A 26,326-nucleotide genomic window follows, 5' to 3' on the forward strand; every position below is an offset into this window, starting at 1 on the left:
AGGGTCAATGGCAGGTAAACGGTGAAGACGCTCCCCTCCCTTCGCGGCTTGCCAGGGTAATTTCGCCCTGCATGCCGCGGGCAAGCTGACGGGAGATGGACAAGCCAAGGCCGGTACCGCCGAACTTGCGGCTGGTGCTGCCGTCCCCCTGCTGGAAGGCATTGAAGACGATCTCCTGTTTTTCCGCAGAAATGCCGATGCCGTTGTCTCTGATGGCAATGGCCAGGGCCGGTACCGGCAGGATATTTTCGCCGGGGGCCGGAATCGAGGCCAGCACTTCTACACCCCCGTTATTGGTAAATTTGAAGGCATTGGAAAGGAGGTTTTTCAGGATCTGCTGGGTGCGCTGCATATCGGTGCTGATGCATTCCGGCACCCCTGCCCCGGTCTTTATCCGGAAAGCCAGCCCCTTCTGCTCGGCCAACGGTCTGAACATGGTCTCCAGGGGTTCCAGCAGATCGATTACTTTCAGTTCCTCGAAGTGGAATTCTAGCCTCCCCGCCTCCACCTTGGACAGATCGAGGATGTCGTTGATCAGGTTCAGGAGATCGTTTCCCGCATCGTTCATGGTGCGGGCGAATCCCACCTGCTTCTCACTCAGGTTCCCTTCCTTGTTGTCCATGAGCAGGTGGGAAAGGATCATCAGGCTGTTGAGGGGCGTGCGCAACTCGTGGGACATATTGGCCAGAAATTCCGATTTATAGGCACTGATTCGTTCAAGTTCGTCGGCTTTCCTCTGCAGTTCCCGGCTCGCCTCCTCCACCTCTTTATTCTTGTTCCGAATCTGTTCCCGCTGCTGTTCCAGCATCTGGCACGTTCCTCAAGTTCCTCGTTTGATTGCTGCAGCTCTTCCTGCTGGACGCGCAGCTCCTCGGTCTGCTGCTGGGTCTGTTCCAGAAGTTCATTGACCCTCTGCCGCGAAATGTTGACGCTGATTCCCACCGCCAGCCCTTCCATCACCGAATCGAGCAGCTGCAGCTCCCTTTCGTTAAAACCGTGGAAAGCCCCCAGCTCCACCACCCCCAGCAGGGTATTGTCGTGTACCAGGGGAAGCACCACCACATTGCGCGGCGCCGCCTCTCCCAAGGAAGAGGCGATGGCCAGGTAGTCCTCGGGGACATTGGAGAGGCAGATCATCTTCCGCTCCCTTGCCGCCTGGCCGGCGACTCCTTCGCCCATATTGAGACGGTCGTTGAGGTTTTTCCTGCGGGTGAAGGCATAGGTGGCGATGATGCGCAGATTCTGCTCCTGCGTATCATGAAAGTAGAAGGTTCCGACCCCGCAATCCAGGTATCGGGCCAGGTAGGCCAGCACCTTTTCCGCCATCTCCGCCATGTCCTGTTCGCCCCGCAGCAGGGCATTGAGCTCGTTCTGCCCCGTTTTCAGCCAGTCCAGGTCCTGCTCCACCTGGCGGTTGTGGCGCAGAGAACTGGTCATCTGACGAAAGGCGCCGTCCAGAGTGATTTGCGCCTCCTCCAGGTTGCAGACTGCCCTGACCAGATCGCCGGCCTCATCCTTCGCGATGGAGGAGCGATCAATTTGTATAGGCCTGCTGTCGGGCAGGTCGCGGCTCAGGTCACCCGAAGCGATAGCCTCGGCAAGATGTGATTTTTCCATGGATGAGCCGGAAATACCGAGGAGAGCATCGAGGATGGCCGTTATGGGTCGAACAATGCTCCGGGTAATGTATGAAGCCATGACGAACCCGGCCGTTACGGCAAAAAGCACCATACCCAAAAACCAGCCGATGCGGGAGTGAAACAGTTTTGAAGCATGATCCCGCTTTTCCTTTGCATGGGACATTTCCCTGGTGATCAGCTCTGCCAGGGTGTCGTCCATCTTCTTGAAAATCTCCCGCCCGTCTTTTTCCAGAACAGCATCCGCTTCCGGCGCCTGTTGTCCCTGGACAACTTGAAGACCCGTTCCTTGACCTGGAGATATTCAGGCCAGATCTTTTCGAACCGGTCCACCAATTCGATCTCCTGCGCATTCAGGTCCATCTTGTGATACTTGGCAAGAGCCTCGGCAATGGCCTTTTCGTTCATCAGGGTCTGTGAGGCGACGGTATCCTTGACATCCGGCTTGGAGCCAAAGCGTGGCGGTAGACCCTCCGATAGTGGTACAGCACTTCCACATAGAGCTTGTTGGACAGAAAGACCGACTGCATGCTTTTGTTGTGGATTTCATCAAGGGTGTCGTCCATGCTCCACATGCCCTGAAACCCGATGATGCCGATAAGAATGGAAAAGACGATGACGACCGCAAAACCGCAGGCCAGCTTCTTGCCTATTTTCAGATTGGCGTACCACCCCATGTCGCAACCTCCGTCACCGGTGTTTCAGTCCACTTTACTTATCGGCATTTTCGCAGGAGATTCAATTAATAAGGGGGGAAAAATGCTATGGCGGGGGATTTATTTTATCAACGTTTTTGCCAGCCGCCCCAAAGTCTCCAGTGCCTGTTCGATCTGTTCCGACCATAAAGCGGCATTGAGCCGAAAACAATTTCGGTACCTGTCACTTAATGTAAAGATGTTCCCTGGAGCAATGCTGATACCTTCATTCAAGGCCAGTTCGTAGAGTTTGAAGCTATCGAATCCGTCCGGCATCACCACCCAGAGAATATAGCCACCGTCAGGGGGATTGACGTGGGTTCCGTGGGGGAAATAACGTCCGACGGCATCCAGCATCTTTGCAATCTGCCTCGCATAGACCTTGCGGAGCGTCCGCAGGTGGCGATCGTAGCCTCCGTTGGTAAGGAACTCCGTCACGGTGAGCTGAGTCGGTGACGCAGTAGCAATATTGAGCAACGTCTTCAAATGTAACACCTTGTCCAAAAATCGGCCGGGTGCTATCCAGCCGACCCGGTAGCCAGGTGCCAAGGTTTTGGAGAACGAGGAACAGTAGAGAACCAGCCCATATTTGTCGAAGGACTTGATGGCGGCGGGACGATTAGAGCCAAAACACAAGTCACCATAAACATCATCTTCGATCAGAGGGATTTCGTGTTTCGCCAGTAGCTCCACCAGCTGATGCTTGCGTTCATTTGGCAAGAGGCTTCCCAGTGGATTATTGAAATTGGCGATGGTGATACAGGCATGGACGGGGTTTTGCCTGATGGCATAGTCAAGAACATCCAGGTTCATTCCCTCGCTATTGGAGGGGATTTCAAGCACCTTCAGCCCCATCCACTCGATCGCCCTGAGAAAGGTGGGATAAACCGGAGAACCGATGGCAACGGTATCGCCGTGGCGGCAGACAGCCTGGAGCGCGAGGGTAGTCGCTTCCACGCAGCCCGAAGTGATGATGATATCATCGGGCATCAAGGAACAGCCGGCGTCGAGCAATCGCTTAACAATCTCCGTGCGCAAACGCTTGTGCCCCCTTGCAGACGGATAAGCAACACTTTGGAGAGGGAAACGCTTCGATTCAGAGCCAAGCATTCGGTTCAGTCGATCAATCGGCAGCAAGTCGATGTTGGGAACCCCGGAGCCGAGCGGGACGAGCTTAGGTTCCCAATGGCTTGCATGACCTGCAAGGCGGCATCATCTATGGTTACGGGACTAGGGACGATGGCGGACAGAGGCGCGCCGCTTGCCTGCCGGCATACCGCCTGCCGTTGGGGAGCACAGACATAGTAGCCGGACCGGGGGCGAGCCTCGATCAACCCCGCATTTTCCAGCCGGAGGTAAGCCTCCATGACCGTATTAACACTGACGCGCATCTGTCTGCTCAGGGTCCTGACAGATGGTATCCGCTCGCCGGGCAGGTAGGTACCCACCTTAATCATCTCGCGGACTTTGGCAACAATCTCTTCGTAGAGCAGCACTCCGCACTCTCCTTGTATTCTTCGATTTTTATGTTGACATGGCAGTCATGCAAAACAGGTACAGTTCACGCGAAATATCAGGGTAACAGTTGCTTTTTGCGCCCAACTGTTGGTGTTAAAAAAGTGCGGAGTTGCATCTGTGCATTTCTCTTTATTGCCTCTATTCTTAAGATAACCTTAGATAGGAGGATTTTTATGAGAAAGTACGTGCTTGTTTTTGGAGTATTTTTGCTGGTACTTGGAGTTGCCTGTGCGACTGAAGAGATGGTTGGATGTATTTTAATGCCCGTTTCCGGCGTGCTGTATTTTTTTGGCACTACTTCCAAAAAGGTATTCTCCTTTTTTAATGTGGAAACGGGCAAATATTTAGTAATGGCCGGAACATTCATAACGGTTTTATCCTTGATCTTCTTGATCCCGGAAAAAAATAAAGAGTTACGGAAAGACATTCAAAGCTTCAAATGGAGCCAATTTGGCGCATGGAAGAAAAGGAGAACTTTATTCCAACTCTTCATCTTGGGATTAATAACGTTTCATATCGCACTCGTTCACTACAAAAATTTAAACATACCCTCCATTTGCCCAAGATCATCTACTGACTTGGCAACCACTGCCGGCAAATTCGGATTGTCTGCTGTATTTTGGCTAATCATGTACCTTCTGGTATTCATATGGGGACGAGTCTTGTGTTCATGGTTCTGTGTTTATTCGTTTGTTCAGGAGCAGTCTAATAATATCCTCACCGGATTCAAAAAGAAAATACATAATATAGTTAAGAATAATAAAATTATTTACATAATAACGTCAGTATTCTGGGGAAGCGTTGTTTACAATGTTGCGAAATATGCTCTGCACATCGATTCGCTTACCTTCAATTTAACTAATGGTTATAAGGTCGCTGACTTGTGGGTATTTTGGGGCGGAATGCTTACTATGCTGCCTCTTACAATGTTTCTAACGTACTATTTCGGGAACAGGTTCTTCTGTAAGTATTTATGTCCTGTCGGCGGATTGACAAGCATATATTCTCGTCTTGGGTTATTGAAAATAAAAATAGATCATAATAAATGCAAAAACTGTAATGTATGTGCCCGTAATTGTCAAATGGGTGTAGGTATAGACAAGTACATTACTGAAAAAAGTCCTGCTATAATTGACAAAAATTGCATATGTTGTGGAGATTGCATTGACACATGTAAATTCTCTGCCCTTAATTATGGATTGGTTTCGCCTATTTCCTTCGCTAATAGCTCAACCAGACATGACATAGACGAAGCCGCGTGAACCATAAAACAGTAACACACAAGTTATATCTCTCCTGACTGAGCTGAGGAGGATTCCAGCTTATATTAAACGTTAAACAAGAAAAACGGGTGAGGCAAATTACTATGAAGCCAAGAGAACTTACAGCAACAGAGTGCATTGCCCTCCTTTCAACCTCCCGTTATGGCAGACTAGGTTTATCCTGCAAAGGCCAACCACATGTAATTCCTATGTCATACGCTTACTCCAATGAAAAAGTTTACCTGCATTCCAGGGGGAAAGGAGAAAAGTTAAAGATTGCCAAGTATAACCCCAAAGTTTGTTTCGAAGTCGATCTGTTGGAGAAGAACCACTGGTCCAGCGTAATTGCCTATGGAATGGTTTCGATTTCAACGGAAATAGAAGCCAAATACAAAATGTTTGACGCATTTGTGCTTAAAAGCATGGAGGGGCACGGATGCAGGCAGTTTAAGAGAGAAGAACTGGGCAATTTAAACATGATTGTCTGGGAGCTGAGGATTAAGTCGATGACGGGGCGAGAGGGAATTTGGTAAGCAGCATCACAAAGTCAAGCCGGGGGTAATTACATGTAACTCAATAACGGTGGGAGGAAGACCATGGCAAAAATGAAATCAATCTGCATCGAGGCAAGATTAGACGAAAAATTTAAAGTTGCAGTCACAGCAGGAGATCGCACTATTTATGTCGATCAACCCAAATTTGCCGGTGGGACTGATGCAGGGCCGAATCCAATGGAATTTTTCTTTACATCTCTGGCAGGGTGTATTGCCACAACAGCGAGAATTGTTGCGAATCAGAAAAATATCAAATTGAATGGCATGGACATAAAGATTGAAGGTGTTTTCGATACAGATATATTGCTCGGAAGAAGCGAAGAAGGTAGGCCAGGAATGACTGACATAAATGTCATTCTCAATATTGATTCAAATGCATCAAATGAAGATTTTATAAAAGAAATACGAGCAAGGTGTCCTGTCTCAGACAATATTGTAAATGTTACACCTGTAACCATTCAAGCTTTATGATGCACTCATGTTTTAGAACTGTCAAACTCGCTGTGCGCTGCAACTGTTATTTCGATTATCAGAATGATGCTGCCTATATATGATGGTAAAAAATGCGTTGATAGAGCCCGCAGCAGTCAATTCCATAGATGGAGGCACATATGAGACAGACAAATTGTTGTGGAACAGGAAGCAAAGTGGGAACAGACGAGGGTTATGAACTGGTACGCATTGAGAAGGCAAAAAATAACTGCCGGCTCTGCGACGACTACGCCGAGCGTCAAAAAGCCAAGCCGGTAGCCGTGATGTGTTGCGAAGGGGCCTGTCTGCGAGGCGAGATTGCCCGTAAGGCAGCCAATATCCTCTGCCACACTCTTGCCCCTGAGAAAACTGCCAGGATTTGCCTGGGTGGAGCATTCACCAAGGACACGGGACAACGCGATCTTGTCCGCAAGGCCACCCGTCTCATTGCCTTGGAAGGTTGTTTCATTAACTGTTCGTCACGCATGATGAATGGCGTGATTGATGGGCTCGAACCGGAAGTGATACTAGTCGACCAGCTCTATGATTTTGACCGGAAGCTTTTTGGAGTCGAGGAAATGTCAGCCGAGGAGATTCAGTCCCATGCCGGCACCGTGCCGAGAAGATTGCCGTTAGATACGGCATCAGTGAAAAATCATCCCAGCAAGTACCAGGTGAGCTGAGTTGCGTGAATGGATTAAAGCAGTCGATGTACCACTTCTTTTAATGCAGGGGAATCCTAGGCAAGTTATAACGGCAAACAATCAAGCTCTTGAGTTGTTCGGGAAAGAACTCCATGAAGTTGAAGGGCGCAGAGGCGGGCAGGTCTTTGACTGCATTTATGCATTTACAGAAGACGGCTGCGGGAAAGATAGTCATTGCGAAGGTTGCAAGATCAGAGATGGGATCATAGATACCTTCACGACCGGCAAGTCACACAACGGGGTTTCAACCTCGCTGCAAATTCAGAAATCGGATCAGATAATTCCATACCTATTGCAGGTTTCAACTGAGAAGGTTGGTGACTTGGCTTTGGTAAAAATCGAGCGTTTTGAAAATGCCTGAGGGGGAGGAGAAATGGATCGCAGCAGCGTCACTGCTGCGATCCAGGGTTAAATTTTAGTTAATCCGGGAATTCTGTGAAGTAAAGGCATTCGCGACATCGTCCGTTCGCTCTGTCGCCACAGCTGCGGACCTTGTGGTGCCGCCCGCATAATCGTGCATGATGCTTGGATCTGCCTGTTGCCTCTGTTCCACATGCGGCGGGTGTCCGCTCGCCGCTGTAGCTCGTCGCTCTCTCCCGATGCCACGACTGCCTTCCCTGGAAATGCCTTGAAAAACCCAAATTTTACGGGGATTGCTACTCCCCTGTTCAATCAAATTCAAAGCACCCATGGTGGCTGTCATCGGAAATATCCTGCCAGCCGGTCACCTCCACATCAACCATCTGGGCCACCGCATCGGTGAATCGGTCGACGAGAAAACCGATCAGCGCACCTTTCATACCGGCAGCCACCTTGTCGCCGAAGGTTGCATTGCCGGCATCGGCAGCACCCATGTCGAGAAAGAAGTTCACCACATAGGCCGGCATGGAGAAGGCCACGCCGGCAATCTTCATCCCGGTTGATTTAGCCAGCATGTCCCCCATGAGCGGGAAAAGGGCATTGACCATGTAGACAGCTATGGTGGCCTCTGCTTGTTTTGGATATTTGATCGCACCCAGCTGGACTTTGAAATAGGTGGCAGCGACGAATTTCGAACCCTTCACCAGCACCTGAAAGGCGCTCTTCCAATGGCTCTGATACCAGTGAATATTTTTATAATCCCCCACCTGGTCGTGCAGAAGCCACTCGGTCAGAATGAACTGGATGCCCCTGCCGAAGCGCGGCGTTCGTGCCCGTGACGGGTAGTAAAAAGCCAGTCATCTTTATTATTGCTACAGGCGCCGCTTTTGGTGAACAGCGCCATTTTGGCCATGCTCTTCTGATCGAATTTTTCGCAGGCGGGAATGACGGTCCCGGTCACCGGATCGATCACGGCAACTTTCTGACCATTGCCGTCAACCATGCAATAGTCGCGTATGGGCTCATCATCCGCTGTAAACGCAGCAGCCTCACCGGTTAGAGCCGATGCAAGCTTGGCGGACAGTTGCCGGCTGAAGGCAGCCGGAACCTGGTAAAAAACGCTCAGAGAATTGCCGGCGCCTTTCTGCAGGCGGCTGCCTACCGAGGAGACGCCGCTGATAATGGCGGTACGGGGATTGATATGCTGCTCGACAACTTCCTGGCAAGCAGCATCTTCTGCAGATGATATCTGACCTAATAGTTCTTTGTAATCGCCACTGATCAGATCGGGCGCAAGCTGGAACATGAAGGTATATTCAGTGGCTGATCCGGGCAGTATGGCAGGTGAGCCGTATATTGCCTTGATTATGTTCGCGTCCAGTGCCTGATTGATGGCTCTGAGATTGTGGGTGGCTTCGTAATTGCTAAGAGAGGCCTCCACATCGATGGCATCTCCGGAAGATCCGTCCTGCACCGCGGGTATTACCTGTCGCTGCGATTTCAGATAGTCCAGGTGAACATAGGTTGTCAGCTTGACCACATAACGATCCTTGATCGCCCCTCCATACTTGCCGATGCAGGCATCCAGGGTTGGAGAGGGATTCCTGTTGTATGCCACGGGCTTTACAATTTCCGTGATCATTGTCGAATGTGGTTCCAGTGCGCCGTCACCATCGATGTCGGAACTGCTGTTGTCGGAGATGGCTACCGTGCTGAGGGAGTAGTCCGTTTCGTCAAAGGGATCGAACGCGGCCATATGGATGGTTGCATGGGCTGAATCATCATTGGTGAAATCGGTGAGCTTGGCCAGTATGGCATCCCGATCCGCTTTGGAAACGTTGGAGGTCAGAGACTGGATGCTTTTGTCGGGTATTGCATCGGTGATCGATTGCCCCACCTGGATACTCAGTGATTGCGGGTCATGCTGGGAAACATGCTCGCTCTCAGGGGCCGAGCTTACCCCCAGGTTGTCCAGGCAGATCCGAAGTTCGGTGCCGGTCAGCCCCGAGCAGGCGAGCGGAATAACATCCGGTTTCTTGAGGCTCGGGATACCTGGTGCGGTGGAAAACGGGGCGTCAGTGACCGTCGATGCTACCCGTTTGCTCAACGGAGCAGGAGGTGAATACAGGACGAAGTCGGTGAGTATGGGCTCAGCCTGGCTTTTTTGCAGTGCGGTCGCTTTCGCCGGCAACAGTTTAAAGATGCTTGCATTATCGGAATAAAGTTCGCCGCTGGCAGGAAATTGTGGCTGGGCTGCCGCAAGCGCCACATGCTTGCCCTCTGCCAGATAATCGTAATAAACCTTGGTGACATTGTCGGAAACAGTCCGGGAATTGCCCCTGTCGTCTGAACATCCCGAAACGATGACACCCGCCAGCAGCAGACAGATCAAAATCAAAAACAGGGTCCGTTTATACATTCTGCACCTCCCTCGAAAATTGCATCGGCATCTCAAATCCTGATCAGGCAGCTGTTTTTTTTGGACAGCCTGTTTTATGGATTGTCTTAGCGTTGGTCTGGTGGGTTGGTGGATATGGCAACCTTATGGGCGTTTTTAATCTGCACATAATTTACCTCACCCAAATTGATAAACAAGTGGGGGTTCTGCCGGACAAAAAGAAGGTTGCTGAAAAACCTTGGTTTTAACTGTCATGCATCATCCCTTTCTGCAAGAGGTTGGGAGCCTCTCGCTCTCGATATTATTCCGGTTTCGGTCACAAACTATTAATGACAAATAATTTTCCTCGACTTAATTATCAGCCAGTTTCACGAATTGCTTCGCCAGCTGTGGACCCTTTCCCTCTTCCTCGTGTTTGAAAAAGACGAAGACATCCTCCCAAGATTGCTCCCGCAACCGCTTTACCCATCCATTCAGTTCATGGTCGCCATAGTCCGGCCTGCGCAGCCGGAAATAGCCCCAGTTGGCGGTGGCAACAAAAGGCGCCTGCAGGTCCCCTTCGGCATCGGCAATGCACAGCGCCGCCTGATGCTTATGCAGCAGGTCGAAAAGCTCATCAACGAACCAGGATGCGTGCCGGAATTCGAATGCCGCGCGGCACCGGGGCGGCAATAACGACAAAAAACCCGCCAGCCTCGGCAGATCCTTTTTCAAGCCAGGAGCAACTGGAACAGCAGCGGCCCCAGGCGGTCCTTCAGCGTTCCTGCCACCTCCAGGAGATATGACAGGGAATCGTCGGCGTTCTGCAGCCGCTGCACGTGGGTGATCCGTTGCGGCGCCTTGAGCACGAATTTGAATTCCGCCGGAACCTGGCTCGCCCATGTTTCCAGAACCGACACCTTGGGCATCCGATAAAAGGTGTTGTTGATCTCCACCGCCCGGAAATGCCCGGCGTAGTAATGGAGCATCTGCCTGTCGGGGAGTTCCCTTGGGTAAAAGGTGCCCTTCCATTCTTTGTAGGAATATCCGCTGGTGCCGACGTAGAGGTTCATGTGTCGCTCCGGGGCAAGGGGGATTGCTGGGCATTCAAGCCTTTTTGACGAACTCCGATTTCAACTGCATGGCGCCGATGCCGTCGATCTTGCAGTCGATATCGTGGTCTCCCGATACAAGGCGGATGTTCCTGACCTTGGTACCGACCTTGACCACCGATGACGATCCCTTTATTTTCAGATCCTTGATGACGGTCACCGAATCGCCGTCGCTGAGCAGGTTGCCGAAGGCGTCACGGACGACACTGTCGGCCTCTGCGCTCTCCACTGCTGTCTTTGGCCACTCGTGGGCGCACTCGGGGCAGACGTACATTTCGCCGTCTTCATAGGTATATTCAGAGCTGCATGAGGGGCATTTGGTAAAGTGGTCATGTTTTGTCCTTTGTATGGTTGGTAAATCGTTGCACTATGAATTATATCGCCACGTATTCGGCATGAAGCATCCGGCACACGATGCAGATTTATTGAGCCGAGACTTGGCGATTTCAGCCCTTCCGCAACAGTGCAGCATGGCTCCCCGCCACCTTGGGCGTGTCCAGCACATATAAACCGGCCTTCTCGGCCATGGAGAGTGATCGCTGGAACTCCTCGATTCGGACATGGCCTTTGGGCTCTGCCACCAGGCACCTGCCACCCGGCTTCAGAGCGCGGGCGATATTCTGAAAAAGAAGTCCGGCATCGGAGACTTCATGTACCACGGCGAAGGCGACCGCAAAATCAACTATCCCCTCAAACTCCGGCACCTCAAGGGACGTTGCCGTGCAGGCACGCGGAACGATTCTCTCGCCAACCTCTGCCTTACGGGCACGCTTTGCCAGCGAACGCAGCATCTTCTCCTGAACATCCACGGCGACCACCTTCCCCTGGTGCCCCACCATCCGGGCCAGGGGAATGGTGAACCAGCCCATGGCACACCCCACATCCAGCACCGTCATGCCGGGGTTAACGAATGGCTGCAGGATTTTCTCCGGGTTGTGGAACAGCCGGCGAAGGGGGCTGACAAGAAAATAACCCACCCAATGCGGACAGACTCCATGGCTCATGATCTCCTCCCCATCTTTACCGTGCCCAATCTACCCGCTGCCCCATCCGCAGCATTCCTTCTTCCAACTTTTATATCCCTTTTCCAACATCTGCATTGCTGGGCGGTTCATAATCCTAGTTCGAAGCTTGTGAGGTTATTCGTTTGACTTCATGTAAGATATAACTTACAGTATTTATAATGCATACAGAACCATATCGAATAGCATATTACACAGACGAAAACGGAAACAAGCCATTTCGAGTATGGCTACAGGCATTGCGTGACCAAATAGCAGCAGTCCGCATCCGCGCCCGCCTCACACGGGTTAGGTCTGGCAACTTCGGTACAGTTCGCAATGTCGGCGAAGGTGTCATCGAGTTGAAGATTGACCATGGACCTGGTTACAGAGTTTATTATGCAATTGACGCCGGAACGGTTGTTTTGCTGTTGTGCGGTGGCGACAAGCGGACTCAACAACGCGATATTGAAACGGCCCAGAGGTTTTGGAAAAACCATAAGGAGCAACCAAAATGAAACATATGACCGACTATGAATCCGATCTCCATGAGTGGCTAAAATCTCCTGAAAATGCAGCTGCATATCTGAACGCAGTTCTTGAGGAGGGAGATAAATCAGCCATGTTGCTGGCATTGCGGGAAGTGGCGCAGGCTAATGGTGGCATGGCTGCAATTGCCGAAAAATCGCACGTAAAGCGAGAGAGCCTCTACCAGATGCTTTCCAAACGAGGTAACCCAGAACTCACCAGCCTATTTAACATCCTCCACGGTATGGGATTGACCATTACCATACAACCGATGCAAGAGGTTGAAGCATAACTGCCCTTTGAGGTTCTGGCCCGGAATTCCGAGTAAGTCAGAGCAGGTTCACCCTGCCCTTCCTCATCGACTGTGCGTGCAGTTTTCCCGTAAAAGGCTTTCGATTGCGATTGTGCAACTACACGCTAATTGCAAAATTGCAAGCCTGGCACTGTTCTTCTCCAAGCCTGGCACTGTTCTTCTCCTTCATGCAACCGCTACATTTTCCTAGTAAATTGACTGTGTTCCGAGAAGCTCCCTAACAACAAGTCCAGTATTCGGGCTGTCGGGGATCTTCGTCCAGCCGCGGCCTTTTAAAGACTTTTAAAGTCTGCTTTTTCCTGGAGCATCAGTTCAAGGTCCTCAATCGGAACATTTACTTTTCTGGGTGGCAAGTCAATAACAACGCAGTAAGGATACTCTATGGCAGGCATGTATGTGTTAAGCATTCTTCCTGTTTTGGCGGTTGTTATGAAGCAAAGACTATTTCTATAAGAAAATAAAATAGTTTCACCAGGCACGATCCTCCCCTCGGCGATTCTGCCTTCAGTGAAACGGAAGAGGCCTGGTGGATTCCTCTTTGGAAGTTCCTTCGAAAAATATTCATCGAGCTTAAGGTCACTTTCGAACTCCTCCACGCTCAACTTTATGAGTCGCATCAATCTCTCCTCCTCGACTTGCCCAGATTCCAAGCTGCGTCTTAAATTTCAGCTTGGTCCGCCCCCTCGCGCCTGGAGCCGTTTAGTAGTTGTCCCCCCTATGCAGCATGGGAAAGTGGATGAACCTCTTTGTCAAGACGGTCCTGAAGGTTTTCCAGGGCCACCTCCATATCGTAATGTGTCTGAAGATTCAACCAGAATTGTGCTTCCATATTAAAGAAGCGCCCAAGGCGCAGTGCAGTGTCTGCGGTTATTGCGCGCCGTCCATGGACGATCTCGTTTATCCGCCGTGGCGTCACGCCAATATCTTTGGCCAGCCGATATTGAGTAACGCCCATGGGCTCCAGGAATTCCGTCAACAGGATTTCGCCAGGGTGAATGGGGGAAAAATCACGTTTTGCCATAATGTCACCTCTCAATGATAATCGACGATCTCGACGTTATATGCATCACTGTCTTTCCAAACAAAGCAGATGCGCCACTGCTTGTTGATCCGGATGCTGTGTTGCCCTTCCCGGTCATCGTGCAAAGCTTCCAGGTGATTAGCAGGAGGTACTCGCAAAGTCTCAAGAATAGTCGCAGCATTAAGAATTTTGAGCTTGATCGCAGCCGAGCGCTGGATCGCTTGCGGCAACTTCGTGGAAAAGCGCCCGAAGAAAAGTTTTTCGGCCTCTTTGCAGTTAAACGACTTGATCATGGGGAAATAGTATCCCCATCAGATATTATCGTCAAGGGATAATAAACAGATTTTCAGCCAATGCTTTGTATCTGCCCGATGGGACTTCAGCAGAACCTTTCAGGGGACGAGCACCACCCTTAATATGTGAAAATTAATTTTATAATATTACACTTTTCTACTTAATTGTTTTACATTGCCGACTTGTCGAGGTCATAAATCTATGGAGGTGCGTCAATGAGAAAAGCTCTTATCGTGGTATGTCTGCTCCTGTCCTTACCCGCGCTACCGACCCTGGCGGCGGAGGGCCCGCCCCCGTTTCATCTGATTTTCCGGCAGGAAAACGTAGTCAAGGACGAGGTGAAAACCAGCGCTAACGTGATGATCAATGTCATCAACCGCAGTGGTAGTGATGCCCAGGACATCCTTGTCTCAATTCCCATGCAGAACCCCTACCTGCCCAACGATGTTCCAGTTTTTTTCGGCACTATTCCCGATGGCCGCCAGTCAGAGGTGCTACAGATAGCGACATTGGCAAACGACATCATTGCGGCAGCTGAGCCTGAAGAAAAGTTGGTGTGGCGGATCGAATACACCAACCAGGCCGGTGAACGTACATCGGTCGACGTCAAGGGAGAGAACGGGTTCTGATTTTATAATGAACATTTCAGAGGAGTTCAGATATGACATCACACTATCTCAGGATAATCCTGCTGCTTTTTGTCACTCTACTTCCCGTGTCACAAGCCGCAGCAGTTACACTCGACCCAGGTTACATCGCGGGTCAGGTCAGCCTTCCCGGCTACACCCCTACCAGTATTTCATTGAACGCCACCGGGGGCGGCTACACGGCAAGCAAAACCACCTACAACAGTCCCAATTATCAGCTTACAGTCCAGAGTGGAGACTGGAATTACAGCGTAGCCGCTTCCTGCGGTGTCTCGGGGACGAATGCACCCTACACGACCGTCTCCTTCAACAACAGGACCATCAAGGTCGCACCCAACCAGACAGTAGCCAACGACTACATCTACAACGTGGGCACGGTGCGATTCCAGGTGAATATCACCGGCGATCCCACAACTTATTCCTATGGCCACAGTTCCAGCGCTGTTAAAAATGTAACGACGGGTGAAAGAACATATACGACCAGCTCCTATACGCCCAACTTTACGACCAGAAGCTATTATTGGGACATTCCCGTAGTGCCGAACCAGCAGATTGCCCTTGCCGCCTCGGTGTATGTCCATAGCTCCACCGGAGGAAGGTATTATTCCTTCAACTCGAACGCAGCCGCCCCATACAACCTGCCGCTGCAGGACGTGCAACCGGGTGAAACGGTGATCGTCCCCCTGAATATCAGTTTTGTCGCCCCTGTCCCCAGCGACCCGCCCCCACCACCTACCACTTATACAGGTACTTTGGCCGGGAATATCGACCTCGCCGGGCTGCCCGCTGCAAATTTCGCCAGCCACTCGGCTGCCGGCATCACCATACCTGCAAACCCTGGAAGCTACACCAGGAATTACACCTTTTCCGGCAACGCCTACAGCTATTACGTCTATCCCTACACCTTCTTTGACAGCAGCATAGACAGCAACCTGCGCTGGCCGTACAAAAACGGCAGCCAAATCAACAACAGGTTCACGGTATATCCCAACCAGACAACCCTTCTCGATTTTTCCGGCGAAGGAGCTTCCTGAACGGTTCGATCAACTTCTCCGGCACCGTCAAGAACGAGGATCTGAGATACTACACGATGACCTTGAACGGGCAGGATTCCGTCTGGGAAACGAACAGATTGGCCTATAAAAACACCAATTATGCCTACGTCTACCTCCGCAGAGATGTAACGGGAAACTACAAGCGTCCGCCGGTGCGTCAGTACAAATTGTTCATGACCCCCGGCGATTGGGATACCGTTGGTTTCGGCCTGAGAAAGGACTTCGTCGCTCCATACATAAAGTATTCAACCTTGAGCTTTAACGATTACAAACTCAGCTACGATGGCAGAAGCTATTTCGGCACTCCTGTGCACATTGCCTCAGGAGCGGAAAACCAGAAAGATTTCAACTATTGTTTCGGCTCGGCTATTTTCAGGTTCCGCGCCGTGGGAGGCGGTTTGCTGAGTTCCCCCTACATGTCCGGCAACGGCACCCACAAAACCAATAATGTTGACGACCTTTCCGCAAGTGTCAGTGCATACTCTTCGGTTAACAAGGTTGCCAACCCCGATCTGGAAATTTTCGGCCCCGCCGCGAACTATACCTTGAACACAGTTCGTGTCTATGCGGAAGACGGCAGCCAGATCATCTTCCCTCCCATAACCTTCAGTCTGGCCTGCAATACGACGAAATTTTTCGACATCCCCGGTCCGACGCTGATCGTCATGTCCCCCCAGGAGGATCTGATCACCAGTGCCAGTTCCGTACCGGTAACAGGAAGGTCGTACAGTGGCTCCACCATAGAAAACATAGTCGTGAACGGTGAAGCCGCGGTCGTCACCCCCGTACCGGGGAGCTCGACCAATGAGGTTACCTTCGATCACACCATCCCCCTTTCTGCCGGCAAGAATATCCTGAATATAACCGTCACCGATGTGTCCAACGCCCAGGCAACCGACCAACGTGTGGTATTTGCCGATCATTGGCTGCCTGCGGTTTCCATAACCCCAGCTAGCGGCACCCGCTTCCCCGACACCGAGACGGTTATTCCCTTCTCCGTCCAGGCCTCCGATCAGGGGTATGGCTACACGCTTCAGGTCTATCTGGACGGCGCTCTGATCAGCACAACTACCGGTGCAGAAAACGACACGACACCGGTTGCCGTTTCCTATGCAGGAACCCTGGACCGGCCCTCTATCGGCGAGCACGTCATTACCGCCGTTGCCACCGATCTGGCCGGAAACAGCACCACATTCAAGAGCATAATCGAAGTCTATCTGGCCCGCGACATGGTTCCGCCGGTCATCACCCTACTTGGTTCCCCGACAGTATCGGTGGAAGCAGGAAATGCCTATGCGGATGCCGGAGCCACAGCCTTTGACGATCGTGACGGTGACATCACCAGCAGCATCGTGACGGTCAATCCGGTGGATACCCTGAAGCCCGGCGACTACACCATTACCTATAACGTCACCGATGCCGCAGGCAACCCCGCCCCAGAGGTAACCCGAAAGGCCACAGTCGTCGACACCACTGCGCCGCTCGTCACGCCCCCACCCAACCTGACCGTCGAGGCAACCGGTAAGCTAACGGCCGTAGTCATCGGCACTGCCACCGCTACAGATCTCGTTGGCGTCGTCTCCGTCACCAGCGATGCCCCTCCTGCAGGATTCCCCATCGGCACAACCGTCGTAACCTGGACCGCAGTGGACAAGGCAGGTAATAAGGGAACGGCCGCACAGACCATAACCATTGTCGATACCACCCCTCCGGAACTTTCCATCCCTGCCGATCAGACCGTCGAAGCTCTGTCTGCAAACGGTGCGACGGTGCAATTCAGCGTGACCGCAAAAGATCTCGTTACAGCGGCGCCAACCGTGGTCTGCACACCCCCTTCCGGGTCTGTATTTCCTCTGGGGACAACGACCGTAACCTGCACAGCAACCGATGATTACAACAATAAAGCCACGCGAAGCTTCACCGTTACTGTACGCGACACGACATCACCACTTCTGACGGTGCCTGCCGCCATCACCGTACTGCTGAACACCTCTGTCAATGATCCGGCTGTGCAAGCTTTTCTCAATGGTGCTACAGCCGTTGATTATGTGGATCAATCGGTCACCATTACCTTCACACCCCCCGTTCTTGACAGTGTCGGTGCAAAACAGGTAGTGTTCACCGCGGTTGACGATTTCGGCAACACTACAACCGCTACAGCGACTATTCACGTCAGATACGGTTGTAGCGGCAACTTCCTAACCCCGGTGAGCCTGCTCAGGCCCTTCAAACTTGGCTCCACAATACCGGTAAAACTTGCTCTGTGCGATGCAAACGGCTCCACCGTCACTTCGGCAGTCGCAATGCTCTTTCTGCAGCAATACTCGGCCAGCGAGCCGGTTGGAGAACCCATAGAAGTGACTTCCACCAACGCAGACACCGGAAATTACTTCAGGGTCAGTGAAGGCATGTACATTTACAATCTCTACACCAAGGACCTTACTTCCGGCACCTACCAGATCCGGGCCGTCCTGGACGACGGATCGACCAGCACCATTTCCCTCTTACTGAAGCAGTAGCTCCTCCCTGCCATATGAGTGGGCTCCCCTTGGGGAAGTCCACACCACAAAAAGCAAACCCCGCTGTTGCCAGCGGGGTTTGTTGTATCATCTGCAGCCTCAAAACGATCATCCCGCTGTGTTGCGGCTCCCAAGATCACCTCAATGAAACACCACCGCCGTCTCCCCTTCCGCATAGACCTGAATGGAGATCTTGTCCTTCTGCACCATGACGTCATTCAGTTTCAAAGTCTTGACGCTGCCGTTGAGAAAGACATTTTCCGCCAGGCTGACCTTTGCCATGGCCTTCCCCGCCATCTCCCTGGCCTGTGTTACGCGCTGGGTCAGGTCCATGTTGAGCTTCTCTTTGATGGTGTTCCTGATGGTGCCGTGGAGGAACCAGTCGGCGGAGGTGAGGAGCAGGCTCTTGGTCTGCATCTCGAAGTCCACGTCCTCCACGGAAAAGACGTTGGTCTGGGGGTTGAACGCCGGTCTGCAGGTAAGATAAAAGGTTCCTTCCAGGTCGCCGGTCGTCACCACCTTTACCATCAGCAGCTCGCCGTTGCCGTACAGGTCCAGGTCCTTCAGCATCACTTTTCTGCCGTCGCTGCCCAGTTCCTTGTTGAGAAGAAGCGGTTGGGCAATGGCGCGAAGATCCCTGTAAAAGAGGTCGGTGTTGAGGGCGACGCGAAAGTTCCGCTCGCTTCCGCTGATCAGCTTCAGGTTCGGCAGGGGCACCGGGGGGCGCACTGGCGGTTGCGGTCCCACCACCAGTTCGGCATAGGATTTCAGCCCGACACTGAGCTTCACCTGGTTTTTCTGGGCATAGAGCGGGTAAAGGATCACCTCCTGGGGCTGATGGTCAGCCAGGCGTTGTAGTTCTTATCCAGGAGAACCGGCTTCTGGGCGGAGCTCCAGGCTTTTGCCACCTGGGCCTTGAGGGGGAACTGTTCGTTGAGTTTTCTGCTGATGAGCTCCGAAAGGGTCCGTTGCACCGGCTGGATGATTCCCTCGACGATGCTGCGCGGCTTGATGGAGATGGGGCCGATGCCCACATTTTCAGCAAGAAGGTCGGTAAGTCCCACATAATAGACCTCGGCGTTGACTTTCCAGTCCGGGGCGACCCTGGCGCCCATCTTGAACTTGAGCTTGGTGGCCACGGCCGGAGTCTCGAACATGCCGTAGCTCAGGGACATGGAGATGGGAATGGTGAGATGGATGAAGTTATCGGCGGCACTGACGGCAATGGGACCGGTTCGCAGCAGGTCGGCAGTAAGCCCCTTGGTCTTGGTCGACCCCTTGTAGAGCTCCTTGGGTATCATCCGGTTCAACATGGCCGCAAGATCCCCCGCCGACGCCTCCACCCCCACGTTCAAGGTGGAAACTTCCCTTTTCAACTCCGTGCGGCATGCTTCATCCTTGGGGCGTTCGGCATTCAGAGTATTCGCTCCCTTGGTGAGTGGGGCATTGCCGGCAGCGCAGGATGTCAGGATAATGAAAAGTGCTGCCACTTTCAGCAGAGAAATAGCCTTTCGCAACAGATACATGACTGGCTCCTTCGATTGGTGGGGTGTGCAGGGTAAGAGTTGTAGCAGGAATGCCTGCATATCTATAGCACAGTTGCCACCGCCTTAAAATAGTTTTAGCAGCGTCAATTTACAGGCTGTACGGCTGCGTGGCATCTTCCCTCAAGCAGCCACTTATCCTTCCGCCGGAAGGGTAAAATAAAAGGTGGAACCTTCCCCTGGAGTGGACTCGACCCAGACCATCCCGCCATGATTTTCCACGATCTTCTGACAGATTGCGAGTCCGATGCCGGTTCCCTGGTATTCCTCCCTTTGGTGCAGCCGCTGAAAGATGACAAAAATTTTGTCATGATACTGGGGCTCGATGCCGATGCCGTTATCGTGAATTCCGAATAGCCACTGGTTTTTCTTCCGTTCTGCCGAGATCTGCACCTCAGGGGTCACCTCTTTCTTCCTGTATTTGATGGCATTGCCGATCAGATTCTGGAAAAGCTGCAGCAACTGCACTGGGTCCCCCATGACCATCGGCAGCGGATCTTTTGTTATCCTTGCTCCGCTTTCCTCCATGGCAACCCGCAGATTATCCAACGCCTCCTTCACTACCAGTTCCGTTTCCACCGGCATGAACTCCCGTTCCCGCCTTCCTACCCGGGACAGGGCAAGCAGGTCGTTGATGAGGGAAGACATGCGGTGGGCAGCCTCGACAATAAACGAGATGTACATCTCTGCCTTTTCATCCAGTTTTCCCTGGTAGCGTTTCTGCAGAAGCTGGACGTAACTGGTCACCATGCGAATGGGCTCCTGAAGGTCGTGGGACGAGACATAGGCAAACTGCTGCAGTTCTGCGTTCGACCGCTGCAATTCGGTAATCAGCCGCTCCCGCTCCTGCTCTGCGTGCTTGCGGTGGGTGATATCCTCACTGAATACCAGTATTCCGGCAACCCTTCCGCTGGCGTCATGCCAGGGGCGCACCTCCCACCTGAACCACTGAATGGAACCATCGCTGCGAACAAATTGCTCCTCATCGGCCCGTAAAACCTCCCCTGCCAAGCACGGGCATGGATCTGGCGCCAGTGATCGGAGATCTCGGGAAAGACCTGATAATGGGACATGCCGCGCAGATGGCGCCCTTCCAGGCCGTAGTCCGTGAGCCAGCGCCGGCTCACATGCAAGTAGCACATCTGCCGGTCGAACATGGCCAGGGCGGCAGGGGCGTGCTCGATAAAAATTCCCAGCCGCTCCTCCCGTTCCAGCAGGGCCTCTTCCGCCCGTCTCTGCTCCGTCATGTCATAAATGGACAGATAGACCAGCCGCTCTCCCCCCAGGGTCTGGAGAATCGTGCCGGAGTAGGAGACCACCCGCTCCCACTCCTGATCCATGCGGCGCAGCACGAGTTCCACGTTCTGCACCTTTTCCCCCCGGATGATGCGGGGCATGGGCCACTCATCCAGCGTCAGTACCGGCCGTCGGCCAGGGAGAGTTGAAAGATCTGCTCAAACTCGGCCAGATGACGGCGTCCTTCTTCGGGACTGGCAAAGCCATGCATCATCCAGCCCGACGGATTCCAGTAGAACACCTCTCCCCCCTCGGTGGCGATGACGACACCTTCACGAAGGTTATCCAGTGCGGTACTCAGGCGTGCTTCGCTCTTCCGCAGCTCATCCTCGGCCCGTTTCTGCTCTGTTATGTCCTGAACGAACCCATATATTTTCACCACCCGGCCAGATCTGTCCCTGAGATACTGGCCACTGGCCTTGACGGTACGCACCTCACCCGTGTCCTGGCGAACGATCCTGTGCTCCATCTCGTATGGGCTTACCCCCCCGCGCAACGCATCAAACGCTGACCGTATGGCCGGACGATCTTCGGGATGGGCGATGGAGACGAGTTCATCGGGACACAGGGACCGGTCACGTGTGCCGTGAAGCCGCTGCCATTCGTCGGAAAACGTCCAGATGTCGCTGGTCAGGTCCCATTCCCAGGCACCGGTGTGGGAGAGTCTTTCTGCCTCCAGGAGAAGGGCCTGGGTCCGTTGAAGCGCCGTCAGTGCCGATCGCTTCGCCTCGTCAGCGCGGAAAAGACGTTTCGCTGTCTGATGCACCAGCCATGAAAAGATGACGATCCAGGTGATGACCAGAAAGCTGGTGCCGGAAATGCGCCCGTAAAGCCCATGCGACTCCCCCTGCAGGTGAAGCCATCCCAGAGCTATGGGAACCAGAATCGCGGCTGCAAGCAACCGCCTGATTGCAACACCTCCCGCATCGGCAGAGGTGATCGAAACCATGAGCCCCTCCTTTGGTCGTGCGCAGAGGAGTCCTGCTCCAAGAAAGGCAATAGCTATGGCCGTCGGCCAGGCAACAGACGTATAGCTGGAAACGCCATGAAATGTCCCGGTCCCATAGATATAGCCAAGCAGGCCCAGCAGTGCAATCAGGCACAGTATGATGCCGATCCACTGGCTCTGGCGCACCAAAGGCCTGGGGGTGTGCAGAAGGAACAAAATGGCGATTCCTCCCAGGATAAAACTGACAGCGGCAGGCGGCCCCATGCGATTGGGGCTTACGACACCCACTGCACCGGGGGGCTCGACAGCCAACAGCTGGTCGATGGCCAGTTCCCAGCCGGGAAGGTATTCCATGACCGTCAGCCCTCCCACCACCAGGCAAATTGCCGCAAAACAGCGTGCTGTCCAGCGCAATAGGGGGGAGGGGTCGGCCGGCACTGCCTGCATCAGGGCCGTACCGCATAGAATCAAACAGAGTGAGGCGTTGGTTTTGATTGTCAGGCTGGATAAACCGCGGTAGGTCATGGCGCCAGAGAGCCAGGCGAGGAGACAGACGACACCAATTGCCGCAGCAACGGCTCCGGCCCCGACGGCAAAGCATCGCAGGCGACGCTCCATTTTGATTTCTGCCTCCGGGTGCATGTGGCTCAGAAATACAATGGTGGCGATAACATCCGGAGTTTCCGGATGGACTCTACCTAAATAGTAAAGCCGATTCGAGAAAACACAAATTGTCTAATGAAAACAAGCGAGTGGCAGGAGGATGGGAATACCTGCCGCTCCGATCACCGGCAGCGTCGGAGCGGCACGCGGCAGGTCACTTCTTCATATCGATGCCGTAGCTCTTGATCTTGCGGTGCAGGTTGCTCCGCTCAAGCTCTATGGCTTCGGCGGTCTTGCTGATGTTCCAGTCGTTTTCTTCCAGTTTTTGAATGATGAATTCCTTCTCGAATTCTTCCCTTGCCTCGCGCAGTGAGCTCAGTTCCAGTGCGCTGCCCTGTTTCGCCCCATCCCGTGGACCTTCCTGAGCCCCGATATATGAGGGAACCTGCGCGGCGGATATGGTGCGGCCGGGGGTCATGATCACCAGCCTTTCAATGATGTTTTTCAGTTCGCGCACGTTACCCGGCCACTCGTAGCGCTTCATCAGCTCCACTGCCTCGGGAACGACGGTTTTGCGGTCACGACCTTCCCGCCGGCAGAAGTTATCCAGGAAGTGCTCCACAAGTAGTGGAATGTCGTCCTGCCGCTCCCGTAGGGGGGCACGTGAAACGGCACGACATTCAACCGGTAAAAAAGGTCCTCGCGGAAGTTGCCCGACCGGATCTCCTCCTCCAATACCTTGTTGGTGGCGGCAATTATCCGCACATCCACCTCCACCACTTTGGTGCCGCCGACCCGCTCGAACTTCCGCTCCTGGAGAATGCGCAAGACCTTGGCCTGTGTCTTCAGGGACATATCGCCGATTTCATCGAGAAAGATGGTGCCACCGTCGGCAAGGTCGAATTTACCCTTCTTTTGGGCAATGGCACCGGTAAAGGCCCCTTTTTCGTGGCCGAACAGCTCGGACTCGATCAGCTCCTCAGGAATGGCGGCACAGTTGATCTCGATGAAGGGCTTGTCCCCCCGCTGGCTGCCATAGTGGATGGAGCGGGCTACCAGTTCCTTGCCGGTGCCGTTTTCACCAGTGATAAGGACCGATGCGTTAGTGGGGGCGGCCAGCCTGATGTGCTCGCGCAACTGCTTCATGGGCGCTGAGTTGCCGATCATCTCATGATCCTTGAGGACGATGCTGCGCAGGGAGGTGTTCTCTTCCTTGAGCCTGCTCATACTGATGGCATTATTGACACAGACGAGAACTTTCTCCAGAGACAGGGGTTTCTCGACGAAATCATAGGCCCCCATTTTTGTCGATCTGACCGCGGTCTCGATGGTTCCGTGGCCCGACATCATCACCACCGTCAGGTTTGGATAAAGGTCCTTCAGTTTCTGCAGCGTCTGCATACCGTCCATGCGCGGCATCCAGATGTCCAGGAGCACCAGGCTCGGCATCTCCTGCTGGACCACGGTCAGTGCCTCGACACCATCCACGGCAAAGGCTGTCTTGTAACCCTCGTCTTCAAGAATTCCGGCCAGAGAAGTGCGGATGCTCTCCTCATCGTCCACCACCAATATCGTTGCGCTCATTACAACCTCAGGTTCTATGTTCTATGTTCTATGTTCTTGGTCAAAGTTCGAAGTTCGAGGTTCGAGGTTCGAAGTTAAAAGCCCAATCACCAATCACCGTATAATGCCAATCACCAATCACTGTTTCTAGTCCCCAATCACCAATCACCAATCACTGCTCTTTCACTGTTTAACCCCTATTTCCTCTGCCAGGGCCTTCCAGGCCGGGAGGCTCCGCTCGATCATGGCTTCATCCACACAGTAGGCGATGCGGAAAAAGCCGGGTGCGCCGAAGCCGGCTCCCGGCACGAGGAGGATGTGATGTTTCTGCGCCACCCTTACGAACTCAACGTCGTCGGCCAGGGGGGACTGGGGGAAGAGATAGAATGCCCCGTCCGGCTTGACCATGCGAAAGCCCATCGCCGTCAGATTGTTGTAGAGCAGATCCCGCTTCCTCTCATAGGGGCCCATATCCACCGAAGCATGCTGCAGTTTTGCCACCAGCCGCTGCATCAGGGCCGGAGCATTGACAAAGCCCAAGGTGCGGTTGCAAAAAACGGCGCCTTCCATGAACAGATCAACATGGGTCATGCGCGGATTGGCAACCAGAAAGCCGATCCGCTCTCCGGGCAGGGCCAGATCCTTGGAATGTGAGGTAACGATGACCGAGTTGTCGACGGCGTTGAATATATTCGGCACCTGTTTGCCGTCGTAAGCGATGCGGGAATAGGGCTCATCGGAGATGACATAGATCTGCCGCTCCAGCTCCCGCTCTTTTTTCTGCACCAGGTCCCCCAGCTGTTTCAGGCTCTCTGCACCATAAACGACGCCGGTGGGGTTATTGGGATTGTTGACGATGATGGCCCTGGTCTTGCTGTTGATGGCGGCCTCGATGGCAGCAAGATCGAGCTGGAAGTTCTTGCGGTCGGTCCAGACCTCTCGCGGAACGCCACCGTGATTGTCGATATAGAATTTATACTCGACGAAATGGGGGGTGAGGATGATCACCTCTTCGCCGGGGTTGAGGATGGTCTTCAACACAACATTCAGGGCACCGCTGGCACCGCAGGCCATCATTACCTGGCCAGCGGTGACTGCCTGGCCCGATGCCCCGGCCATGAATTCCGCCACCGCCCGGCGTGTATCTTCGTAACCGGCATTGCTCATGTAACGGTGCATGCCCGGCAGCGGATTCTGGGCCAGGTTGCGGAACTCGGCGTAAAATTCAGCCGGCGGCTCTATATTTGGATTGCCAAGGGTGAAATCATAGACATTATCAGCGCCATGGATCTTGCGCAGCCGTTCCCCTTCCTCGAACATCTTGCGAATCCACGAGGCGCTCTCGATGGATGTCTGAATTTTTGTTGCTATGGCCATGGCCCGCCCCCCTGTGTGTTGTTTGTGCAACACTTTTAGCATATTCATCATCGGGGGGCAAGGGGAATGAGAGAATGGTGCAGCGCTCCATGGTGGCAGGCGCTGGTTTAGACAGGATGGTATCAATCGGCGAGAGCGGAGCGACTTTCTTTGGTTGCCAGCACTCCGGCCATTTCCTGGTGAATTATTCCGTTTGTGGCTAGAATGCGATGATCGTACGTGGAAAAAGGCTCAAGGGCATGATTGGTAACTTTTCCCCCGGCTTCGGTAACCAGCAGCTGGCCAGCCGCCACATCCCATGGCTTCAGTTTGCACTCCCAATAGCCATCCAGCCGCCCTGCCGCCACATAGGCAAGATCAAGAGCAGCTGCGCCGAAACGGCGCACGGCGCGGGCGGACATCTGGAAATTCATGAAGTTGTTGAAGTTGTTCTCGTTGTCCCAGGTCCGGTCATAGGGGAAGCCGGTGGCCAGCAGGCAGTTCTTCAGCGGCCCCCTCGATGAGACATGGAGCTGTCTGCCGTTGACAAAGGCCCCCTGCCCCTTAATGGCGGTGAACATTTCATCCATCATCGGATGGTAGATGACACCGGTTTGGACAATTCCCTCGATCTCCAGGGCGATGGAGACGCAGAACCAGGGAAAGCCGTGGGCATAATTAGTGGTGCCGTCAAGGGGATCGATGATCCACTTGCACGGGGCATTGGCGGCGGCATAATCATTCTCTTCGGCCAGGATGTCATGATCGGGGAACTCGGCACGGATCAACTCGACTATCAAGGCTTCGCAAGCCTTGTCCACCTCAGTTACCAGGTTGATCTCGCCCTTGAACTCTATGTCATGCTCGGACCAGAGCCGCTCCTTCTGCATTGCCCCGGCAGCCTTGGCGGCACGGACGGCTGTTTCCAGATATCGCTGCATTGTCGA

Annotated in this window: 30 protein-coding genes and 2 pseudogenes; 11 read left to right on the forward strand and 21 right to left on the reverse strand. The window is 53.3% G+C overall.

The genetic code is table 11. The annotated features are described in order from the left end of the window. Positions 1–4: 4 nt before the first annotated feature. The 6 genes from JCM15764_RS05030 to JCM15764_RS21895 form a co-directional block, all read right to left on the reverse strand. Positions 5–679: a sensor histidine kinase gene (locus tag JCM15764_RS05030; protein ID WP_243688387.1), complete on the reverse strand. Its 675-nt coding sequence runs from the start codon at positions 677–679 to the stop codon at positions 5–7. Further along, on the reverse strand, positions 643–1,839 hold the full coding sequence (locus JCM15764_RS05035; protein ID WP_054693266.1) for a GAF domain-containing protein: 1,197 nt from the start codon (positions 1,837–1,839) through the stop codon (positions 643–645). The genes JCM15764_RS05030 and JCM15764_RS05035 overlap by 37 nt, the downstream gene beginning before the upstream one ends. Beyond that, positions 1,815–2,045 carry an MCP four helix bundle domain-containing protein gene (locus JCM15764_RS26125; RefSeq protein ID WP_054693269.1) on the reverse strand — a complete coding sequence of 77 codons (231 nt, stop codon included), beginning with the start codon at positions 2,043–2,045 and terminating at the stop codon, positions 1,815–1,817. The genes JCM15764_RS05035 and JCM15764_RS26125 overlap by 25 nt, the downstream gene beginning before the upstream one ends. Further along, complete coding sequence (locus JCM15764_RS26130) at positions 2,045–2,314, reverse strand: MCP four helix bundle domain-containing protein (RefSeq protein WP_054693272.1); 270 nt, start codon at positions 2,312–2,314, stop codon at positions 2,045–2,047. Before JCM15764_RS26130 ends, JCM15764_RS26125 begins: the two co-directional genes overlap by 1 nt. A 99-nt stretch (positions 2,315–2,413) precedes the next feature. Continuing rightward, a complete protein-coding gene (locus JCM15764_RS05050; RefSeq protein WP_243688388.1) occupies positions 2,414–3,370 on the reverse strand; it encodes an aminotransferase-like domain-containing protein in 957 nt (318 codons plus the stop codon). Positions 3,371–3,447: 77 nt separating this feature from the next. Continuing rightward, positions 3,448–3,828, reverse strand: coding sequence for a GntR family transcriptional regulator (locus tag JCM15764_RS21895; RefSeq protein WP_243688389.1), 381 nt, complete (start codon positions 3,826–3,828; stop codon positions 3,448–3,450). Positions 3,829–4,023: 195 nt separating this feature from the next. On the opposite strand from JCM15764_RS21895, the gene JCM15764_RS05055 reads away from it, so the two are divergent. The 5 genes from JCM15764_RS05055 to JCM15764_RS05075 all read left to right on the forward strand — a co-directional run bounded on the left by JCM15764_RS05055 (position 4,024) and on the right by JCM15764_RS05075 (position 7,202). Further along, positions 4,024–5,112, forward strand: coding sequence for a 4Fe-4S binding protein (locus JCM15764_RS05055; protein WP_054693275.1), 1,089 nt, complete (start codon positions 4,024–4,026; stop codon positions 5,110–5,112). A 104-nt stretch (positions 5,113–5,216) separates the two neighbouring features. Continuing rightward, the gene (locus JCM15764_RS05060; RefSeq protein ID WP_054693276.1) at positions 5,217–5,645 is read left to right on the forward strand and encodes a pyridoxamine 5'-phosphate oxidase family protein; all 429 of its coding nucleotides are present in this window, start codon (positions 5,217–5,219) and stop codon (positions 5,643–5,645) included. A gap of 63 nt (positions 5,646–5,708) precedes the next feature. Further along, on the forward strand, positions 5,709–6,137 hold the full coding sequence (locus JCM15764_RS05065; protein WP_054693279.1) for an OsmC family protein: 429 nt from the start codon (positions 5,709–5,711) through the stop codon (positions 6,135–6,137). A 140-nt stretch (positions 6,138–6,277) separates the two neighbouring features. Further along, a complete protein-coding gene (locus JCM15764_RS05070) occupies positions 6,278–6,820 on the forward strand; it encodes a putative zinc-binding protein (protein ID WP_054693282.1) in 543 nt (180 codons plus the stop codon). A gap of 1 nt (position 6,821) precedes the next feature. Then, a complete protein-coding gene (locus tag JCM15764_RS05075) occupies positions 6,822–7,202 on the forward strand; it encodes a PAS domain-containing protein (protein WP_054693285.1) in 381 nt (126 codons plus the stop codon). Positions 7,203–7,509: 307 nt separating this feature from the next. Here JCM15764_RS05075 and JCM15764_RS05080 read toward each other — a convergent pair whose 3' ends face one another. The 6 genes from JCM15764_RS05080 to JCM15764_RS05100 form a co-directional block, all read right to left on the reverse strand. Then, positions 7,510–7,968, reverse strand: coding sequence for a hypothetical protein (locus JCM15764_RS05080; RefSeq protein ID WP_054693288.1), 459 nt, complete (start codon positions 7,966–7,968; stop codon positions 7,510–7,512). Positions 7,969–7,991: 23 nt separating this feature from the next. Beyond that, positions 7,992–9,620: a hypothetical protein gene (locus tag JCM15764_RS05085; RefSeq protein ID WP_054693290.1), complete on the reverse strand. Its 1,629-nt coding sequence runs from the start codon at positions 9,618–9,620 to the stop codon at positions 7,992–7,994. Positions 9,621–9,950: 330 nt separating this feature from the next. Next, positions 9,951–10,280, reverse strand: coding sequence for a DUF72 domain-containing protein (locus tag JCM15764_RS26135; RefSeq protein WP_279384283.1), 330 nt, complete (start codon positions 10,278–10,280; stop codon positions 9,951–9,953). Positions 10,281–10,309: 29 nt separating this feature from the next. After that, entirely contained in the window at positions 10,310–10,651 is a 342-nt protein-coding gene (locus tag JCM15764_RS26140; protein WP_279384284.1) for a DUF72 domain-containing protein, read from the reverse strand. A gap of 34 nt (positions 10,652–10,685) precedes the next feature. After that, positions 10,686–11,039 (reverse strand): zinc ribbon domain-containing protein YjdM, encoded by a 354-nt coding sequence (locus JCM15764_RS05095; RefSeq protein WP_279384292.1) that lies wholly within the window; start codon positions 11,037–11,039, stop codon positions 10,686–10,688. A 97-nt stretch (positions 11,040–11,136) separates the two neighbouring features. Next, positions 11,137–11,694 carry a class I SAM-dependent methyltransferase gene (locus JCM15764_RS05100; RefSeq protein ID WP_054693296.1) on the reverse strand — a complete coding sequence of 186 codons (558 nt, stop codon included), beginning with the start codon at positions 11,692–11,694 and terminating at the stop codon, positions 11,137–11,139. Between the two features lie 179 nt (positions 11,695–11,873). Here JCM15764_RS05100 and JCM15764_RS05105 point away from each other — a divergent pair, with 179 nt between their 5' ends. Both JCM15764_RS05105 and JCM15764_RS05110 read left to right on the forward strand, forming a co-directional pair. After that, positions 11,874–12,209, forward strand: a complete 336-nt coding sequence (locus JCM15764_RS05105; protein WP_054693299.1) for a type II toxin-antitoxin system RelE/ParE family toxin — start codon at positions 11,874–11,876, stop codon at positions 12,207–12,209. Beyond that, positions 12,206–12,511, forward strand: coding sequence for an addiction module antidote protein (locus JCM15764_RS05110; protein ID WP_054693302.1), 306 nt, complete (start codon positions 12,206–12,208; stop codon positions 12,509–12,511). Before JCM15764_RS05105 ends, JCM15764_RS05110 begins: the two co-directional genes overlap by 4 nt. A 293-nt stretch (positions 12,512–12,804) precedes the next feature. Here JCM15764_RS05110 and JCM15764_RS05115 read toward each other — a convergent pair whose 3' ends face one another. The 3 genes from JCM15764_RS05115 to JCM15764_RS05125 all read right to left on the reverse strand — a co-directional run bounded on the left by JCM15764_RS05115 (position 12,805) and on the right by JCM15764_RS05125 (position 13,846). After that, positions 12,805–13,152: a hypothetical protein gene (locus JCM15764_RS05115; protein WP_243688390.1), complete on the reverse strand. Its 348-nt coding sequence runs from the start codon at positions 13,150–13,152 to the stop codon at positions 12,805–12,807. A gap of 95 nt (positions 13,153–13,247) precedes the next feature. Then, the gene (locus JCM15764_RS05120; protein ID WP_054693308.1) at positions 13,248–13,553 is read right to left on the reverse strand and encodes a HigA family addiction module antitoxin; all 306 of its coding nucleotides are present in this window, start codon (positions 13,551–13,553) and stop codon (positions 13,248–13,250) included. Between the two features lie 11 nt (positions 13,554–13,564). Then, positions 13,565–13,846 (reverse strand): type II toxin-antitoxin system RelE/ParE family toxin, encoded by a 282-nt coding sequence (locus JCM15764_RS05125; protein ID WP_054693311.1) that lies wholly within the window; start codon positions 13,844–13,846, stop codon positions 13,565–13,567. Positions 13,847–14,062: 216 nt separating this feature from the next. Between JCM15764_RS05125 and JCM15764_RS05130 the strand changes: the two genes are divergently transcribed. The 3 genes from JCM15764_RS05130 (at position 14,063) to JCM15764_RS05140 (ending at position 18,068) form a co-directional block, all read left to right on the forward strand. Continuing rightward, positions 14,063–14,476 (forward strand): hypothetical protein, encoded by a 414-nt coding sequence (locus JCM15764_RS05130; RefSeq protein ID WP_012646920.1) that lies wholly within the window; start codon positions 14,063–14,065, stop codon positions 14,474–14,476. 32 nt (positions 14,477–14,508) lie between these two features. Continuing rightward, positions 14,509–15,528, forward strand: a complete 1,020-nt coding sequence (locus JCM15764_RS05135; protein WP_054693314.1) for a hypothetical protein — start codon at positions 14,509–14,511, stop codon at positions 15,526–15,528. 98 nt (positions 15,529–15,626) lie between these two features. Continuing rightward, positions 15,627–18,068 (forward strand): HYR domain-containing protein, encoded by a 2,442-nt coding sequence (locus tag JCM15764_RS05140; RefSeq protein ID WP_243688391.1) that lies wholly within the window; start codon positions 15,627–15,629, stop codon positions 18,066–18,068. Positions 18,069–18,209: 141 nt separating this feature from the next. On the opposite strand, the pseudogene JCM15764_RS27880 reads toward JCM15764_RS05140, so the two are convergent. Further along, positions 18,210–19,654, reverse strand: a pseudogene (locus tag JCM15764_RS27880) (DUF4403 family protein). A 93-nt stretch (positions 19,655–19,747) separates the two neighbouring features. Then, entirely contained in the window at positions 19,748–20,752 is a 1,005-nt protein-coding gene (locus JCM15764_RS05150; RefSeq protein WP_243688394.1) for a sensor histidine kinase, read from the reverse strand. Here JCM15764_RS05150 and JCM15764_RS21910 point away from each other — a divergent pair. Next, positions 20,740–21,057, forward strand: coding sequence for a hypothetical protein (locus tag JCM15764_RS21910; protein ID WP_243688395.1), 318 nt, complete (start codon positions 20,740–20,742; stop codon positions 21,055–21,057). The genes JCM15764_RS05150 and JCM15764_RS21910 overlap by 13 nt on opposite strands. On the opposite strand, the gene JCM15764_RS05160 is transcribed toward JCM15764_RS21910, so the two are convergent. The 4 genes and pseudogenes from JCM15764_RS05160 to JCM15764_RS05175 form a co-directional block, all read right to left on the reverse strand. Further along, positions 21,027–22,475 carry a PAS domain-containing protein gene (locus tag JCM15764_RS05160; RefSeq protein ID WP_243688396.1) on the reverse strand — a complete coding sequence of 483 codons (1,449 nt, stop codon included), beginning with the start codon at positions 22,473–22,475 and terminating at the stop codon, positions 21,027–21,029. The genes JCM15764_RS21910 and JCM15764_RS05160 overlap by 31 nt on opposite strands. Before the next feature lie 199 nt (positions 22,476–22,674). Next, positions 22,675–24,044, reverse strand: a pseudogene (locus JCM15764_RS05165) (sigma-54-dependent transcriptional regulator). Positions 24,045–24,206: 162 nt separating this feature from the next. Continuing rightward, complete coding sequence (locus JCM15764_RS05170) at positions 24,207–25,400, reverse strand: pyridoxal phosphate-dependent aminotransferase (RefSeq protein ID WP_054693327.1); 1,194 nt, start codon at positions 25,398–25,400, stop codon at positions 24,207–24,209. Between the two features lie 122 nt (positions 25,401–25,522). Further along, positions 25,523–26,320: an inositol monophosphatase family protein gene (locus tag JCM15764_RS05175; protein WP_054693330.1), complete on the reverse strand. Its 798-nt coding sequence runs from the start codon at positions 26,318–26,320 to the stop codon at positions 25,523–25,525. Between the last annotated feature and the right edge of the window lie 6 nt (positions 26,321–26,326).

Origin of the sequence: Geotalea toluenoxydans JCM 15764 (assembly GCF_001311985.1) — a bacterium.
Lineage (GTDB): Bacteria > Desulfobacterota > Desulfuromonadia > Geobacterales > Geobacteraceae > Geotalea > Geotalea toluenoxydans.